Below are 16,211 nucleotides of genomic sequence, written 5' to 3'. Positions count from 1 at the left end.
CTGAGACCACCAGCTTTCTTCGCAGGGCTTTTGTCAGCTTTCTGAAGCAAGGAACCAAACCGGCTTCAATGGCAGTTGTGTGCGGGCAGCGTCACTGAGCTGTGCATAGTGCGTGGTCCATAGCTCCACCAACTTCCGCGCATCAATCAGATTGATGCGACGATGCGAATGCCGCGCCTCATAGTCGGCGTCCTTGGTGAAGCCGGACAGCGCGACGTACAGCCCGACATCACCCTCCCCCAGAACCGCCATAAAGCTGCGCAGGCCTGTTACATCAATCCGCGGTGAGTTGGCATTGCGCTTGACCTGCACCTTGATGCGCGGCGGGCGGGTGCCGAGTGGGTCGTTGTAGGCAATGATGTCGGTGCCACCGTCCTTGCCGGGTGGTGCGACCCAGGCGACGTGGTAGCCCATCGCCCGTAGCAGCGACGCCACGAGTTCCTGGAAGTCATACGGCGGCATCGCAGCAAGGTAAGCCTCGATCTCGGCCCATGCCATTTCTTCGGCTTCTTCCAGCGTGATGCTGGCCGATTCCTCGGTAAGTTCGCCTTCGGGATCGTCGACCTCGTCGGCAACGGGCTGGGCACTCTTCCATTTCTTGTACAGCTGCCCAACCGCACGGATGAATTGCTCCGGATCCGGGTAGGCGTGCAGCGCCGCTTCCCCCTCTGGCGTGAGGGTCCAGATGCCTTTGTCCTTGACCAACCAGCCGGCCTTGACCGGCGCCACGGTGCTGAAGCGCACGATCTTCTCGAAGCGACGGCCGCCGGTTTCGTAGTCGCCCGCTTCGTACTCGGTGAGCACGACCTGCTTTTCCAGTGCGGCCAGCGCGTCTGCGGCGCGCATGCCCTCCGGCTGGGTCTTGAGGATATGGAACAGCGCACGGGTCAATTCCCCCGTGCGGCGCCTGCTGATATTGGCCATCTACTTCCCCTGTGGCGCGACGTTGGCGCTAACGCCGTGCTTAATGATAGTCGTCTTCACGCTGATGCCTGACTGCCAAAACGGTGACGACCTGATCGCTCTCAACCTCGAACAGCAGCACGTAGCCGCTGGCACCGAAGCCGATCACCAGCTCCCGCAAGAACGGATCCGCCACCCTCGCCTTGCGGCAGCTCAACGGCGCCAGTTCAAGCACGGTGACGCCATCGCCGATGGCCTGCAGCGCACGCTCGGCCACGGTGAAGTCGCCTTCGGCACGCTGTAGCAGCCAGTCGTAAAGGCGCGCGGGCTCGTTGCGCGCTTGATGAGTGAAGCGGACGGAAAATCCCACGCTGGCTCAGCCCTTGCGCGCCTTGTCCAGTTGGGACTGCAGCCCGGCCAACACATCCTTCGCGTCGATGTACTGGTTGGATGCCTTGGCGCTGTCACGCGAGGCCAGCCCGCGCGCAATGAAGGCTTCCTGCTGCTGACGCTGCTGCACCTGGGCGCGCACGGAGTGCTCGACGAAGCTGGACAGCGTCTCGCCCTCCTGCAACACGGCTTCGGCCGCTACGCGCAGCGCCGGATCTACGCGTAGCGATGGAAGAGATGCGGATTTCATGGCGGACCTAGTGCGTTGCAATTGCGATGCATCATCGCAAGCGGGCGGCGGTGCTTCAAGGTTTTCTTTGCAGACCTAAGCCGACGATGCCGCAGCTACGCTGATGCAATGGTGCGTAGACGCTGAAGCACGATGCTTGCGCGCTGCGGGTCGGCGACCAATCCCGGCAACGCGTTCACAAACGCCGGGTTATACACTAGCCCCGCAAACACGTCGGCAACCCACTGCCGAAGGTCTGCATGCTCCACGGCAAACTCTTCCACCAACTCGGCCCGGCCATCGACGACATTGAGGACGTCCTCCAGGTCGTGACTGGAAAGGAAGTCGCTGTTGCCTCGGGTAACGAAGGCTTCGAGCTTGGTCGCCACGAATGCAGTCGCTGTCACCAAGCGGATGGAAAGGCGATCGCTCAAGGCCACCACTTGGGCCGTCTCTACAGCATGGGCGTACCAGCGGTTGGAGAAGCCAAGCACGCCGGCATCCACCGGCATCAGGTCGAAGATGACGCCCGACGCTTGGTGTACCCAGCGGCAGACGACACCGCTGCGCATCTCGCGCGCAAAGCCCTGCGACTCCACACGCGCCTCGATACCGCGGAATCGTGCCCAATCAAGATCGACCACCGCATCGACGTCATAGGTGGCGCGGACGCTTTCCGCCAATGGATCCGACACCAGCAGGCCAACAACTGCTCCGCCGAGGAAGACTACGTGTTCGCAAAGCTCGCCCAATGCATTCGCAATCACAAGCAGGTGCGGCAAATTAGGATCGTCAGAGCGCATCGCCAAGCCTCAGCAATTGTTTGAGATAGCTCGCTGCCAGCGTGCGCTCGCGGGCACGCCCGCTGCGTAGGGCGTCCTGCAGCGCCAGCAGTTGGTGCAAGGCAGGGTCGGCCAGCGCAGCGCTGGGCACACCGGTCGACAACGGCGACAAGCTGGGGCCTTTAGCCGCGCCCTGCGCGCTTGGCCACACCGGTGCATCCCCTGGGGAGCTGGAAATGGCAATGGACAGTGGGGGCACGCCGAAGGCCGTAGGAATGCCACGCCTTAGCGGCCCGATGACGGCAGGAAAGGCGTAACGCACGCCGTGGACCGCAAACTCGTGCAGCGCGGTGCGCACCGTTTCCCACTCGCCGCGGCCTTTTTCCAGCGCCAAGCCGGATGCCACCGCGCGCTTGACGCTGCGATGCACCTGAGAAGGGCTCATGCCCAGCGCTTCTCCAAGGGATGCATACGTCCAGGCCTGGCCAGCCTGGGCGACTTGCTTGTACAGCACCACCAGATCTTGGGGCTTCAATTCCACCGCTAGGTCCGCCCATATTCCATATTCCGGAATATGGAATATCCGTCTAGCGACTGATTTTTGCAAGCGGGTTTTTCAGAAGCGAACCCGAGTACTGATTACGCCCGAAGGGTGGAAGCTGACTACCTCACCCAATACTTCGGGGCCTGACAACCTCTTCCTGCGCCATCGATCTTTCCTGCCCCTGACTCTGCGCTTGCGCCAACGTACGCGCGTCGAGCTCTTGCAGCTTTGCCAGCGAGTGCTCCACCGGAGTATTGACTGCCATGTCAGTGGGCATGCTGGCACGCAGATGGGCCGGGTTGCTGGGTTCGCCCTGCACCACGAACACGGTGGCACCGGCCGCTGCACGCGATGTTTGATTGCTCAGCATTACGTGGTCGATGCGCTCGAGCCCGTGCTCTTTTGCCAGATGGGCCAGGCTGGCGCTCATCCGCTCGCTGTGCGCATCGCTGGCGCGGCCCATGCTGGCGTCCAACTGGCCAACCAAGGTGCTGGCCTGTGCATGCAACGGGTGAGGCGCGGGCTGGGCGTCTTCTGAGTCTGCCTGTCGCGGCCTCCCAGGCACGGGCGCGGCAGGCCCGCCGTTCTGCCGCTGCAGCTGGGCTGGAGGATGTCCCCGCTCCTCCTGCCCTGGCTGTACCCCTTCACGCCCTCGCCCTTGGTCCTGATGCTGCTCCCGCACCGGCTCGGGTGTGGTGCTGGTCAACACGTATTGCCAGCGCGTCTGCGCTGGGTTGCCTTGCACCGCCGCGATGAACCCATCGTACTCGGCTGGATGAATTGTCTGGCAGCCAGCCGAATCGGTACTGCCGCTGGAACCGCGATGAATCTTGAAGGTGTCGTTGAGATTTTGCACACCGTTGAGATCGGCTTGATCAAACCAGCCGTCCGCATTGCTATCCCGCTGTACCCCGCCCCGCCCTGCATCGACCGCCGCCTGACTTGGGCGTAATGCGTTGTCTTGGGTGCCTGGCCGGCTGGGATTTGGGTGCTGCCCCATCCGCATCTCGATGGTGCCTTCGCTCAGGCGACCGAGATCCCTGATGCCATCGGCATTGACATCCTCGCCTTCGATCTTCCTGGGCCTGGTGATGCTTTCAAAGCCTGGCGACGGTGCAAATGTCCTGTTCTCCATGCCGCCTTCCGCACGCGGGCGCCGCCCCGTGTTGCCTGCATGATGATCGTACTGCGCAGTCGGCTCGGTGTTTGCTTGTTGGGCGACCTGCGTATGCCGCGTGCCATCGGCATCCTTCCACAGTACGACCAGGCGGTCGTTGTAGACGCCCGTGCCGCCCTGGGCTTCGTTGATGGCAGGGGTTGCCGGATCGTCGCTCCGCAAGCTTCCGGCATGCGCGCGATCCTGCATGGCCGCAAGCGTTGAGTTTTCCTGGCGAAGGCCTAATACCACGCGCTCGTTGGGTCGCGAGAGTGCCTCGTGCGCGGCTTCGTTACCTCGCACCTGTACGATGCTGGCGTAGACGTCATAGCGCTGTGCGTCGCTCAAGGCAGCCATTTGCGCTTGCGGCGGAATTGCTGGCTGATTTGACGCGGCTAGTTGCAAGCGTTGCAGCACACTGGCATCCGCAGCGGCGACCGGCCCTTGTTGATGATTGGCGATTGCACCGGCGGACGCTGCGCCGATATAGCGATCCAGTGCGTCACGCACGACCTCTGCCTGGCCTTGTCTGCGCTCATCAAGCATGCGCAGCGCCTCGGCCTGTCGATTGGCGTTGAACAACGCAGAAATCTGGTCGGCAGTCGCACGGATGTCTAAATCGTTGGATCTCGCCATTTCGATGCTCCTTGCAGAAGTGGTCACTCGCTGATGAAACGGTCCTCACCATCTGGATAATCCGCACATGCCGGTTCGCCTGTGCGCTGCTGGCGACACGGCCACTGCGCTCTAGCGACTCGTTCTACCAGCTCGAAGCGTTCGCCTGTCCAACGAAGAAAACCAAAATGGGCATAAGACCCGACACGCTTCGGGTCATCGGTGGCCAGCGGCTGGTCAGGATCGAATTCCATCAACCATCGCATTGTCGGCGCCAAGGGCAGCTTGTCATCGAACAGAAAAAGCTCCGAGCCGCCGTGGTCGTTTTGCCGGGCAACATCTTCTGCAGTCAGGCTAGGCGCTGGCGGAAACACCGTTGCACTGACATCGCGTGCGATACCGTCCTTGGTGACGCGATACGCCTTTCGCCCTTTGCCTGCCTGGCACGCGAGGCCAGCTTCGTCCGCGCCACATTTCACCGGCCAGACCAGGTACACCGTTTTGTCGGGATCTGCACTTTCAAACGAACGGATTGTCAGATCACCCGCAACCACCGTGAAATCCGCGCGCCGTCCCAATCCGGGCGCGGCCACGTATACGGCATCGCGCAGGCGCGCTTCGCGCGCTTGCGGCGAGGCATCGACCGCATCTGCAGGCAGGGCAAGCAATGCAGCCGCCATATGCGCAGGTGCCGGGCCTTTGCAAAACCCGTCCCTTAGCAAAGGCGCAGGTGAGGAGCCCTGTGATTGCGTACGGTCCACGCAGACGGCGCCCATCTGCCGTTCCAGTTTGAAGGACACCCAAGGTGAAGGCGTGGCAGCAGGCGACTGAGGAAAGGACGATGCTTCGTGTGCACCGCTTGAGGGTTTTGCGGCTGCCTGTTCCATCGAAAGCCGTGCACACCCAAGCGTCATGATGGGCGCCAGCGCGGTCGCCACGATGCAATGCGTCAGCTTCTTCACGGGCATCCTTGAACGAAGAGGGCGAACGCCACGGACTGTGGCCGTATGAGCAGGCTCGGTCAAGTGACTGATCGCAGACGAAAACGGTTCAGCGACACTCTCATTTCGGGACCGAAATAGACGCTGCATCCCGCAAAGACGCCATCTGGCATGGACTCAGCGCGACTGTCCGGGGGTGAGCAGCAATTCGGATGGTTCGGAACGTTCAACCAACACGCTGCGTGCGGCTCCATGTGATCGCCAGCATTGCACAAGGAGGTTGAAGTGGCCTGTGTTAAAGCCAGCCTAGAGCATGGATGACCCATAGGCGCTGCCCCGTCCATTCTTGATTTACCGCACCGATCATCCGACAACGACTTCGCCTGAGCGACGGCCGGTCACGACCATCTCGTACCACCTGCCCATTGACCGTACTGGGTAGCGGCAAGCGCACCTCGATTAGCGAGCAGGTGCGCGCACGCCATCGAAAGCCCTCTGCCCGCTCGCACCTTGCCTACCCGCGCCCTGCCTATCCGCGCAGCGCCACCCGAATCCCCTCCCCCGCCAACCGCGCACTCGCCAGCAAACGCTCCAGGCTCTGCCCATGCCGGGCACTGGCGGACAGGCCGGCCATGGTGGTGCTGACGAAATCCGCCAGCCGGTCTGCCTCGTGCGGGCACTGCTTGGCGATGTGGGAGCGGATCAACTCCTGGGCGGCGACATGAAAGCTGCAGGCCGCCTCGCGTGCCTGCGCGTCGTTGCTGCGCGTGCCTTCCAGCACAAGGCAGCCGGTGGCGGCGGGGTCTGCGGCGTAGCAGCGGGCGGCCTGCTCCAGTAGGTCGGCCAGGGCGTCGGCCAGCGGACGGTTGGCGTCCAGAATCTGCGGCAGCGGGATGGCACCGGTCTGCGCGTAGCGGTCGAGGATGCGCGCATACAGGCCGGCCTTGCTGCCGAAGGCGGCGTAGAAACTGGGCGGGTTGATGCCCAGCGCCGCAGTGAGGTCGGCCACGCTCAGTGCGTCGTAGCCACGCGCATGGAACAGCTGCTGCGCGGTGGCCACCGCTTGATCCGGGTCGAACGCCCGCGGCCGGCCGCGCGACCGGGAGATTTCTGTAGTCATTGTTACAAAACTCTTGACGGCAGACGATATTTATTATGTATTACCCGCTACATTAATAGCGAGGTGGGTGCATGTCAGCGTTCAAGGACAAGTCCGTGTTGGTGCTCGGCGGCAGCCGGGGAATTGGGGCCGCCATCGTGCGGCGCTTCGTGGCCGACGGCGCGCGGGTGGCGTTTACCTACGCCGGCTCCGCCGAGGCGGCGCAGCGCCTGGCCGGCGAAACCGGCAGCACCGCGGTGCTGGCAGACAGCGCCGATCGCGATGCGGTCATCGACACGGTGCGACGCAGTGGGCCGCTGGATGTCCTGGTAGTCAACTCCGGCATCGCCTTGTTCGGCGATGCGCTGGACCAGGATCCGGACGCGGTGGACCGGCTGTTCCGCATCAACGTGCACGCGCCCTACCACGCCGCCGTGGAGGCCGCGCGGCAGATGCCACCTGGCGGGCGGATCATCGTGATCGGCTCGGTCAACGGCGACCGCATGCCGCTGCCCGGCATGGCCTCTTACGCGCTGAGCAAATCCGCGCTGCAAGGGCTGGCGCGCGGCCTGGCGCGCGATTTCGGGCCGCGCGGCATCACCATCAACGTGGTGCAACCGGGCCCGATCGATACCGACGCCAATCCGGAAAACGGGCCGATGAAAGACCTGATGCACAGCTTCATGGCGATCAAGCGCCACGGTCGCGCCGAGGAAGTGGCCGGCATGGTGGCCTGGCTGGCGGGCCCGGAAGCGAGCTTTGTAACCGGCGCGATGCATACCATCGATGGTGCGTTCGGGGCGTGACGCGTCGTCGCTTGGATTGATGCCACTGCAGCTCGACATGTAGCGCAACGCATGGCGGCAAGCGCCCTCCGTCGACGTGCAGGGCGAGCTGCTGTTGCATCGCCAGCATCGTGATCCACACGCATGATGCTGTTGGCCGTGATGGATCGTCTTCCCATGTCTTGCGCCGTATTGCACATGCAATCGCTGGCTTGAGCTTGCATACCCTGTTGACCCTGCATTGCCTATCGTTCGCGACGAACCCAGCAATGGATTGACCAATGCGCATGATGTCATCCGGTCGGTGCTTAACCCTGCCCACTTGCGTGCTGCCATGTCCACCGATGTGGCGGTGCGCACACCGGTTGAGCAGTCGCTGCAACAACTGGAAACCGCCAGCGTGGAGCGGCAGCAGGCGCTGGCGCAGAGCCAGCAGCAAGACATGGACAATCCGGTTCGCGAGAATATGTCGATGCGCATGACGTGATGCACGCAGCCAACCGCAGCCGGTCGGCCAGCGCGCCGGAGCCAGAAACAGCTCACAAAGATGCAGCACGCCGCACCGCGCGGAATCGCTAGACACCGAAATCGGTAGTCACCACGCGCGCGTGCATTTTTCAGGCACCCAGCCGCCGGATCCCTTCGCTACTGTTGCTGGCCAATGCGCTTCACCTGCACTGGCGGCCCCTGCACCAAACAAAAAGCCCGGAAACTACCGGGCTTTTTGTTGCTCCACGCAACGCGTCAGACTTTGCGCTTTTTCAACCAGGCCGCAATCTGCGGCACACGCCGCTCGCGCAACGTCACGCGCGTCTGGATGGTGCTGATGGCGGTTTCCGCGTCGCGGCGCGAAGTGGGGGCCAGGTAGGTGTCGGCATACGCCTTGATCTTGTCGATGGTCTCCAGCTTGTTCGAGCCTGCAGCCAGGTGCGGGTAGTAGCGGGCGCGCGAGGTGGAGTCGATCAATGTGTCCACCTGGGTGCGATGGGCCAGTGCGAAGTCGAATGCCAGCTCCGGGTGCTCGCTGGCGACATCGCCGATCATGCTGGCGCCAGTGGTGGCGCCAGGCTCGTCGGTGAGTGCAAGTTCAAGGGCGCGCTGCGCCAGCCCCGGGTCCTCGGCGTAGGCGAGCAACGCATACGACTGGTCGCGCAGCATCGAGGAAGTTTCCTTCTTCGCCATGGCATGCAATGCGTCCCAGGTGGCGGAGTCGGCGTGGCGGGCGACGATACGCAGCACAGTGCTACGCAGCTCCGGCGACAGCGTGCCCGGGTCGGCCTGGAACGCAGCGAAACGACGCTGCGCTTCGGCAATCACCTGTGCATCGTCCAGCGCGCTCAGGCTGTTGAGCAGGCTGGCACGCAGCTGCTTGGTCTGTGCACTGTCGTCCTTGCGCTCGTCCCAGCCGAGCGTGGCGAACTCGGGAGCAAGCCGCGCACGCGCGAAGCGCCGCCAGCTGGCCTGCGCCTTGAGGTCGCCCGCGAACAGGCGATCGATGTTGGAATACGTTTCGGACACCACTTTCCACAGATCCGGCGAGCCACCGACCGGCACCTTGGCGGTGAGCTCAAGCAGGTCCGCTTCGGGCTGCAGCCCCACCGGTGCCAGCGCAGCGGTATCCATCAGCACACCCAACTGATCGACCACCGGCAAGGCGTCGAACCCCTTGGTGAGCGCGGTGAATTGCGCCGGTGCATACAGCGTGCGGAAGTAGCCCTTCTGCCCGGCATTGACCACGACAGGCGCATCGCAGCCGGGTAACTGCACCTGCGCGCTGCCATCCACCAATACGCGCACCGGCGTGCCTTTGGCGCCGCGCACCGTGACGGGCACATGCCAGCGCAATGGCTGTTTGTCGGGGCGGTCGACAGTGTATTCGCCTTGTTTCAGCTGCACGGTCGAGGTGCCGGCCGTGCAGCTGGCGCTGACCTGAATCAACGGCACGCCCGGCTGCAGCGTGAAGTCGTGCGCCACCTGGGTGAACTGCTTGCCCGGTGCCACTGCATCGATCTGCTGCCACAGCGCATCGGTGACGGCGTTGCCGTACTGGTGCTGCTTGAGATAGCTGCGCACGCCGCTGCGCCAGTTGTCCGCGCCCACATAGTCTTCGAGCATGGCGATCACCGCTTCGCCCTTGTCGTAGGTGATCTGGTCGAATGCCTGGCTGGCCTGCTCCACCGTGGCGACGTGCTGCACCACCGGATGGGTGGTGACATACGCATCGCGCTGCATCGCCGCGCGGCTTTTGAAGGCTGCGCCGGTGTTGTCGATATCCCACTCCGGGTGCAGCTTGTGCGTGGTGCGCGCCTCCATCCAGTTGGCGAACCCTTCGTTGAGCCACAGGTCGTCCCACCACGCCATGGTCACCAGGTTGCCGAACCACTGGTGCGCAATCTCGTGCGCGGCAACGGTGAAAACGTCCTGCTTGTCGTTGATGTTGGACGTGGCCGGGTCGAGCAGCAGCGAGTACTCGAAGGTGAAGATCGCCCCCCAGTTTTCCATCGCGCTGAAGAACTGGCTTTGCCCGGGTGCGGCGATGTTGTCCAGCTTCGGCAACGGATACGGAATACCGAAATAGGCGTTGTATTCATGCAGCACGTCGCGCCCGGAATCCAGTGCGAACTGCGCCTGGCCCACCTTGCCCTTCTGCGCGATCACGCCGATCTCGGTGCCGTTGTCGGCCTTGCGCGTCGCCCGCTCGAAGTCGCCGACGCTCAGGAACAACAGGTACGTGGACATCTTGGGCGTGGTCTGGAACGCCACGCGCTTCATGCCGCCAGCAGCATTGCTGGACGAGGCAACCGGCATGTTGCTCACCGCCATCTGCGCGGCCGGCGCATTGACTGCCAGGTCGAAGGTGGCCTTGAAATCAGGCTCGTCCCACGAGGGGATGAAGCGGCGTGCATCGGAGTTTTCGAACTGGGTGAACAACGCGCGGCGCTGGCCTTGCGGGGTGGCGTAATCCAGTGCGAACAGGCCGTTGGCCTGGGTATTGATCACACCGCTGTAGTCGATGGACAACACGTAGTTGCCCGGTGCCAGCGGTTTGTCGAAGGCGAAGGTGGCGGTCTGCGCCTGCTCATCGGTGCTGACCTTGGCCGTCTGCGGCTTGCCTCCCTTGCGCTGCGCCAACGTACTGCGCGCGAAGCTGAGGTTGGCCGCCTGCAACACGATGCGGTCGGTGGCTTGTAGCACCACGATGTCGATGGCCACCTTGCCGTCGAAGGTCATCTTGTCGGCATGCGGGGTGATCTCCACCGCGTAGTGGGTGGGCTTGGCCGTGCGCGGCAACTGGCTGGTGACCTGCGCGGCCGATGCGCTGACCACCTCCGGTGCAGCCACAGCAGCGTGAGCCGGCGCAACGGCGCAGGTGCTGGCCAGCGCCAGCGCAATAGCAGTCACCAGGATCTGGCGCATGACATTCCTAAAAAGAGTAATGAAGTAAACGAAGTCGTACAGCGGCCAGCATCATGGCGCCGGCCCGCAAGACCACACACGGCCGAAAGTCATGCGCCTGCCTGACAGACGCGAAGACACACACGTCAAAGAGAAGCCACGGCAACGACAGGGCACGCATGCATCAAACCAGGGCAAGGCAATCCGGCTGGCGCGAGCATGCTACACGGCCATGCTGAACCCGCCCCGCATCGATCAGGCGGGGGTGGCCAGCAACACCTCACCAGCGGCCGTCAGACAGGTGCCGGGCGCGTGGCCAGGCAACGCAATGGCATTGCGCAAACAAAAGCCCCGCTTTCGCAGGGCTTTCGTCGGTTCGATCACGCATCAGCCGATCAGGCGAACGGGTCCTGCAGCACCATGGTGTGGTCGCGGTCCGGGCCGGTGGAAACGATCGAGATGGGGCAGCCGGCCAGTTCCTCCAGCGCGCGCAGGTAGGCGCGGGCGGCCGGCGGCAGGTCATCCCACACGGTGATGCCGTGGGTGTTCTCGCTCCAGCCCGGGAACTCCAGATACACGGGGGTGCACTCTTCCCAGCCCTGCGCGTCCAGCGGCGCGTACTCGGTGCGCTTGCCGTGATATTCGTAGGCGATGCAGATCTTCAGCTTCTCCATGCCGTCGAGCACGTCGAGCTTGGTGATGCACAGGCCGGAAATGCCGTTGATGGCCACGGCACGCTTGAGCGCCACGATATCCATCCAGCCGCAACGACGCGGGCGACCGGTGGAGGCGCCGTATTCGGCACCGCGGTCGCGGATGCCCTGGCCCACTTCATCGTCCAGTTCGGTCGGGAACGGGCCGCCGCCGACGCGCGTGGCATACGCCTTGGCAATGCCGAGTACGTAGTCGATCGCATCGGCGCCAACGCCGGTACCGGCCAGTGCGCCGCCCACGGTGGTGTTGGAGCTGGTGACGTACGGATAGGTGCCGTGGTCGATGTCCAGCAACGCACCCTGCGCGCCCTCGAACAGCACGCGCTTACCCTGCTTGCGCAGGTCGTGCAGGATGCCGGCCACGTCCGACTTCATCGGCTGCACGTACTCGCCGAAGGCCAGCGCCTCGTCGTAGGTCTTCTGGAAATCGACCGCTTCCACGCCCAGGTACTTGGTCAGCACGAAGTTGTGGTAATCCAGCGCGGTGCGCAGCAGTTCTTCCAGCTGCGGCGGGTAATGCAGGTCGGCGATGCGGATGCCGCGACGCGCCACCTTGTCTTCGTACGCCGGGCCGATACCGCGACCGGTGGTCCCGATGGCCTTGCCGCCGGCCGCCTTCTCGCGCGCCTGATCCAGGGCGATGTGGTACGGCATGATCAACGGCGCAGCCGGAGAGATCTTCAGGCGCGAACGCACTTCCACGCCGGCGTCTTCCAGCTCGCTGATTTCCTTGATCAAGGCAGCCGGGGAGATCACCACGCCATTGCCGATCAGGCACAGCGCGTCGTCGCGCAGGATGCCGGACGGAATCAGATGCAAGACGGTCTTCTTGCCGTTGATGACAAGCGTGTGGCCGGCGTTGTGGCCGCCCTGGAAGCGGACCACCGCACCGATTTCCTCGGTGAGCAGATCGACGATCTTGCCTTTGCCTTCATCGCCCCACTGGGCACCGAGCACGACAACTGACTGACCCATGACGGGTGAACTCCTAAGTTTTGCTGCGGCCATCGGGGCCGCGGGATGGGACCGCTGCAGGGCTGGCCGCGACACCCTGCGCGCGGCTCCATCGGGGAGCGTTGCAGTGGCGCGATAGCCCTGACACGGAAAAAGCCGAACCGAGTGCTCTGGTTGGAGCGTGCCCGGCCGGCTTTTGTGCATTATCCGGGTTTCCGCTGGCCTGCACTACCCCTGGCGGACGGCGGATCGGGGGCGGGTCAGATTGCGGCTGGCAGTCGGTTGCGTGGTGCTCCGAGCGCTGCCGGCCACCAGGGTCCCTAGGGGCCCTAGCCTGCCGGATCACCGTAGCGACATCCCAATTGGGTCGTAGGGACGGCAACGTAGCGAGCCTTGGCAAACCTGCAGACCGCCCAAAGCGGCCATCGCCCGATCCACGACGGGCAGCCCTAACCACCACCCCGATAACCCCCCCCCGTAGGAGCGCACCCGGGCGCGACAGGCATTACCGGTGAAGCCATCGCGCCCAGGTGCGCTCCTACGGCAGATGTGTCTCACAGCCAGACTGCGTCCCAGAACGGATAGTCCCCGGCCCGCGTCACCAGTCCGGCCCGTCGCGGATTGGCAATGATGTAGCGCGCCGCAGCGATCAGATCATCATCCGTGCGCAATGCGTGGTCGTGATAGCTGCGGCTCCAGACCGGTGCACGAGACTGACGCTGCGCATTCGCTGCGCGGGCTGAGCAGGCTTTCATGCGTGAAACCGAGTCGCTCAATGCGGTGTCGCTCCCAAGTTGCAACAACCAATGGACATGATCCGGCATCAACACCCAGGCCAGTAGCCTGGCATCGCAAGGCGTCGCTGTGGTGAATGCTCGACAGGCGGTTGCCGCAATCAGAAAATCTGCGAACACGGCGCGACGCTGCCATGTCGCGGTAGTCAGCAGGTAAGCGCTGTTGGGCGAAGACTGCCTACCGCGGCGCAGCGCGCGATGCCCGGGGAGAGTCGATATTGGCCATACCCCAATGCTGATGGCCTTGGACCACGCGGGATATCGGCGGTTGCCGTGTTCTGCGCTAGGAATCCATGTGGCGACTGGCTGTCAGAGGCCGTCAGCGGGGTCGACCGGTGAGGCCCGTCGCGCCCAGGTGCGCTCCTACGATGGGGCGCGCGCGTCTGTCTACCCTGCGGTGACAGGCACATACAAGAACGCCCGCATGATGCGGGCGTTCTTGGTTCAAGGCAGAGCGATGTTTCAAGACAGAGCGATCAACGGTCGCTCTTGAGGTACTGCAGGAACGGGTCGTTCTTGTCCAGCACCACTACGCCGTTGCCGTCTGCCATGGAGCTGCGGTAAGCCTCCAGGCTGCGGTAGAACGCATAGAACGACGGGTCCTTGGAACCGGCCTGGCCGTAGATGCGGGCCGCTTCGGCATCGCCTTCACCACGCAGCTTCTGCGCGTCGCGCTCGGCGTCGGCCACGATCACGGTGGACTCGCGATCGGCTTGCGCGCGGATGGTCAGGGCCTGCTCTTCGCCTTCGGCGCGCAGCTTGCTGGCTTCCTGCTTGCGCTGGGCGCGCATGCGCTCGTAGACGTCGGTGATCACCTGGCTGTCGGTCGGCAGGTCGATCTGCTTGATGCGCAGGTCGGTGATCTGCATGCCTAAGCCCTTGATGGCGCCATTGATGCCCTTGAGCTGGTTGGCGATCAGTTCGCTGCGGTCGCCGGAAACCAGCTGTTGCAGGGTGCGCGAGTTGATCTGGTTGCGCAGCGAATCGGTGATGATCGGGGCCAGGCGCGAGTTGGCCACCGATTCCTCGCCACCGGTCGCACGATAGAACGCCCGCACATCGGAGATGTAGCCGATGGCGAAGAAGTCCACGCTCACGTCTTTCTGCTCGGCAGTGAAGTAACGCGCCGGCGCGGTGTCCAGTACCTGAAAGCGGCGGTCGAACACGCGCACCGATTCCACCACCGGAATTTTGAAGTGCAGGCCGGGCTTGAGGTCGGCACGCACGACACGGCCCAGGTTGAGCACCATGGCGGTCTGGTCTTCGCGCACAACGAATACCGAGCCCATCAGGGTCAGCAAGACGGCGATGATCAGGCCGATGACTAGCGAATTCTTCATTATTCGGTTCCCTCACGGCCGGTCGGGCGCGGGCCGCGCTCCGGGTTGCGGATGGCCTCGCTACTGGCGCTTTGCGGCGGATTCAACAGCACGTCCTGGGGCACCATCGACGGCATGCCGGCATTGCCACCGGTCGTGGCCGGCTTGCTGGCGTCGGCCGGTAGCGGCACGTAGATGACCTGGCGGCCATCGCTACCGATGACCTTGCGGTTCTCCGACAGCACCTTCTGCACGGTTTCCAGCCACAGACGCTTGCGGGTGACTTCCGGCGCGCCGGCATACTGCGCCTGCAACAGCGTGAAGCGATCGGCGTCGCCCTCGGCCTTGGAAATGGTGGCCTGCTTGTAGCCCTCGGCGCCGGTACGGGTGCGCGCACCCTGGCCGCGCGCTTCCGGCACCACCTTGGCGGCATACGCCTGGGCTTCGTTGATCAGGCGCTCGCGCACCTGCTGGGCACCGTTGACCTCGTCGAAGGCCGGCTTCACTTCTTCCGGCGGGCGGGCGTCGGGCAGGGTCACGCCGGTGACGGCCAGGCCGGTGTTGTAGGCATCCAGCGCCGCCTGCAGACGGTCCTTGGACGCGATCGCCAGCGGGCCGCGATTGTTGAGCACGGTATTGAGGTCCGAACGCCCCACCTGCTCGCGCACGGCACTTTGCGCGGCCTGCTCCAGCACCAGATCGGCGTTGCGCGAACCGAACAGGTATTTGCGCGGGTCGCTGATCTGGTACTGCACGTTGAGCGAGACGTTGACGATGTTCTCGTCGCGCGTCAGCACCGGCACCTGGTTGCTGAAGGTCTTGATCTCGGTGGCATTGACCTTGCGCACCGACTCGATCGGCCAGGGCAGCTTGAAGTTCGGGCCGGGCTGCAGGATGCGCGAGAACTGGCCGAAGCGCAGCACCACGCCACGCTGCTGCTCGCCGATGAGCTGGAAGCTGGAGAACAGCACCATCAGCACAACCGCGACCAGGATCCAGCGCCCCACGCCGCCATCGAACAGCTCCTTCAACGGAGCGGGCAGATTGCCCCAACCGCCACCGTTGCCACCACCGCGCGGGCCCCAGGACCTGCGACGGTTGGGATCCGGGCCGTCTCCGCCCTTGTTGCCGGGTGTGTTCCAGGCCATGCACGCTCCATGATCGAGGGGCTGTGCGGGCCAGTCCCGCAGTGCCGCCATGTTGTTTGATTCGCCGATTCTACTAGATGGGGCAGACCCACCGTTTTGAAAGGCCCGGTGCGATGCATTGTTGGTTTAGCCGGCGGGGCGGATCGGGCTGACTGGGGACACACGCAGCGGCCGACCGGCAGGGGCCTTTGCGCTGAAGACCTGGAGACAAGGTTGCACGTGGCGGCGCCGGGCACCGGGTGCGCCTGCCGAGCGCTGCGTGCGCGTCCATTGGATGCAGCCGGGTACCTGATTGGTCTTGGGCGGCTGAAGACCATTTACCGGGCGCATGCCTGCTGGCAGGGATCCGGGCACGGATGGTGATGGGAGGGACGTCGCACGCGTGCGGGCCAAGCGGCGATTGCGTCCTTGGCACCCATTCTTTCAACCACACCTTGTCCCAG

General features: G+C 64.1%; 15 protein-coding genes and 1 pseudogene. 3 read left to right on the top strand and 13 right to left on the bottom strand.

The features are described from left to right. Positions 1–33: 33 nt before the first annotated feature. The 6 genes from ACCQ07_RS06000 to ACCQ07_RS05975 all read right to left on the bottom strand — a co-directional run bounded on the left by ACCQ07_RS06000 (position 34) and on the right by ACCQ07_RS05975 (position 3,311). On the bottom strand, positions 34–924 hold the full coding sequence (locus tag ACCQ07_RS06000; protein WP_372363892.1) for a restriction endonuclease: 891 nt from the start codon (positions 922–924) through the stop codon (positions 34–36). Between the two features lie 40 nt (positions 925–964). Next, the gene (locus ACCQ07_RS05995) at positions 965–1,273 is read right to left on the bottom strand and encodes a type II toxin-antitoxin system RelE/ParE family toxin (RefSeq protein ID WP_219196352.1); all 309 of its coding nucleotides are present in this window, start codon (positions 1,271–1,273) and stop codon (positions 965–967) included. A 6-nt stretch (positions 1,274–1,279) separates the two neighbouring features. Next, positions 1,280–1,543, bottom strand: coding sequence for a YlcI/YnfO family protein (locus tag ACCQ07_RS05990; protein ID WP_372356391.1), 264 nt, complete (start codon positions 1,541–1,543; stop codon positions 1,280–1,282). 95 nt (positions 1,544–1,638) lie between these two features. Further along, a complete protein-coding gene (locus ACCQ07_RS05985) occupies positions 1,639–2,325 on the bottom strand; it encodes a hypothetical protein (RefSeq protein WP_372356392.1) in 687 nt (228 codons plus the stop codon). After that, on the bottom strand, positions 2,315–2,845 hold the full coding sequence (locus ACCQ07_RS05980) for a hypothetical protein (RefSeq protein ID WP_082339449.1): 531 nt from the start codon (positions 2,843–2,845) through the stop codon (positions 2,315–2,317). Before ACCQ07_RS05980 ends, ACCQ07_RS05985 begins: the two co-directional genes overlap by 11 nt. Before the next feature lie 127 nt (positions 2,846–2,972). After that, entirely contained in the window at positions 2,973–3,311 is a 339-nt protein-coding gene (locus ACCQ07_RS05975; protein ID WP_372364122.1) for an XVIPCD domain-containing protein, read from the bottom strand. Positions 3,312–4,403: 1,092 nt separating this feature from the next. On the opposite strand from ACCQ07_RS05975, the gene ACCQ07_RS05970 reads away from it, so the two are divergent. Beyond that, positions 4,404–4,622 (top strand): hypothetical protein, encoded by a 219-nt coding sequence (locus ACCQ07_RS05970; RefSeq protein ID WP_102256910.1) that lies wholly within the window; start codon positions 4,404–4,406, stop codon positions 4,620–4,622. A gap of 41 nt (positions 4,623–4,663) precedes the next feature. Here the strand turns inward: ACCQ07_RS05970 and ACCQ07_RS05965 are convergent, their stop codons facing one another. Then, positions 4,664–5,299 (bottom strand): hypothetical protein, encoded by a 636-nt coding sequence (locus tag ACCQ07_RS05965; protein ID WP_218195779.1) that lies wholly within the window; start codon positions 5,297–5,299, stop codon positions 4,664–4,666. 790 nt (positions 5,300–6,089) lie between these two features. Beyond that, entirely contained in the window at positions 6,090–6,680 is a 591-nt protein-coding gene (locus ACCQ07_RS05960; protein ID WP_372363891.1) for a TetR/AcrR family transcriptional regulator, read from the bottom strand. A gap of 71 nt (positions 6,681–6,751) precedes the next feature. Between ACCQ07_RS05960 and bdcA the strand changes: the two genes are divergently transcribed. Then, on the top strand, positions 6,752–7,465 hold the full coding sequence (bdcA, locus tag ACCQ07_RS05955) for an SDR family oxidoreductase (RefSeq protein ID WP_014089566.1): 714 nt from the start codon (positions 6,752–6,754) through the stop codon (positions 7,463–7,465). A gap of 313 nt (positions 7,466–7,778) precedes the next feature. Continuing rightward, positions 7,779–7,931, top strand: a complete 153-nt coding sequence (locus ACCQ07_RS05950) for a hypothetical protein (RefSeq protein ID WP_046934752.1) — start codon at positions 7,779–7,781, stop codon at positions 7,929–7,931. A 257-nt stretch (positions 7,932–8,188) separates the two neighbouring features. Here the strand turns inward: ACCQ07_RS05950 and ACCQ07_RS05945 are convergent, their stop codons facing one another. The 5 genes and pseudogenes from ACCQ07_RS05945 to hflK form a co-directional block, all read right to left on the bottom strand. Next, entirely contained in the window at positions 8,189–10,861 is a 2,673-nt protein-coding gene (locus ACCQ07_RS05945) for a M1 family metallopeptidase (RefSeq protein ID WP_372363890.1), read from the bottom strand. A 374-nt stretch (positions 10,862–11,235) separates the two neighbouring features. Beyond that, on the bottom strand, positions 11,236–12,528 hold the full coding sequence (locus ACCQ07_RS05940; protein ID WP_005913957.1) for an adenylosuccinate synthase: 1,293 nt from the start codon (positions 12,526–12,528) through the stop codon (positions 11,236–11,238). Between the two features lie 533 nt (positions 12,529–13,061). Next, positions 13,062–13,527 (bottom strand): annotated as a pseudogene (locus ACCQ07_RS05935) (REP-associated tyrosine transposase). 250 nt (positions 13,528–13,777) lie between these two features. Further along, the gene (gene hflC / locus ACCQ07_RS05930; RefSeq protein WP_008578171.1) at positions 13,778–14,641 is read right to left on the bottom strand and encodes a protease modulator HflC; all 864 of its coding nucleotides are present in this window, start codon (positions 14,639–14,641) and stop codon (positions 13,778–13,780) included. Further along, entirely contained in the window at positions 14,641–15,768 is a 1,128-nt protein-coding gene (gene hflK / locus ACCQ07_RS05925) for an FtsH protease activity modulator HflK (protein WP_011346658.1), read from the bottom strand. The genes hflC and hflK overlap by 1 nt, the downstream gene beginning before the upstream one ends. Between the last annotated feature and the right edge of the window lie 443 nt (positions 15,769–16,211).

Origin of the sequence: Xanthomonas sp. NCPPB 3583, assembly GCF_041475715.2 — a bacterium.
GTDB classification, from domain to species: domain Bacteria; phylum Pseudomonadota; class Gammaproteobacteria; order Xanthomonadales; family Xanthomonadaceae; genus Xanthomonas; species Xanthomonas euvesicatoria.
Note: the sequence above shows the minus strand (reverse complement) of the source record. Positions and strands in the feature narration are given on the sequence as shown.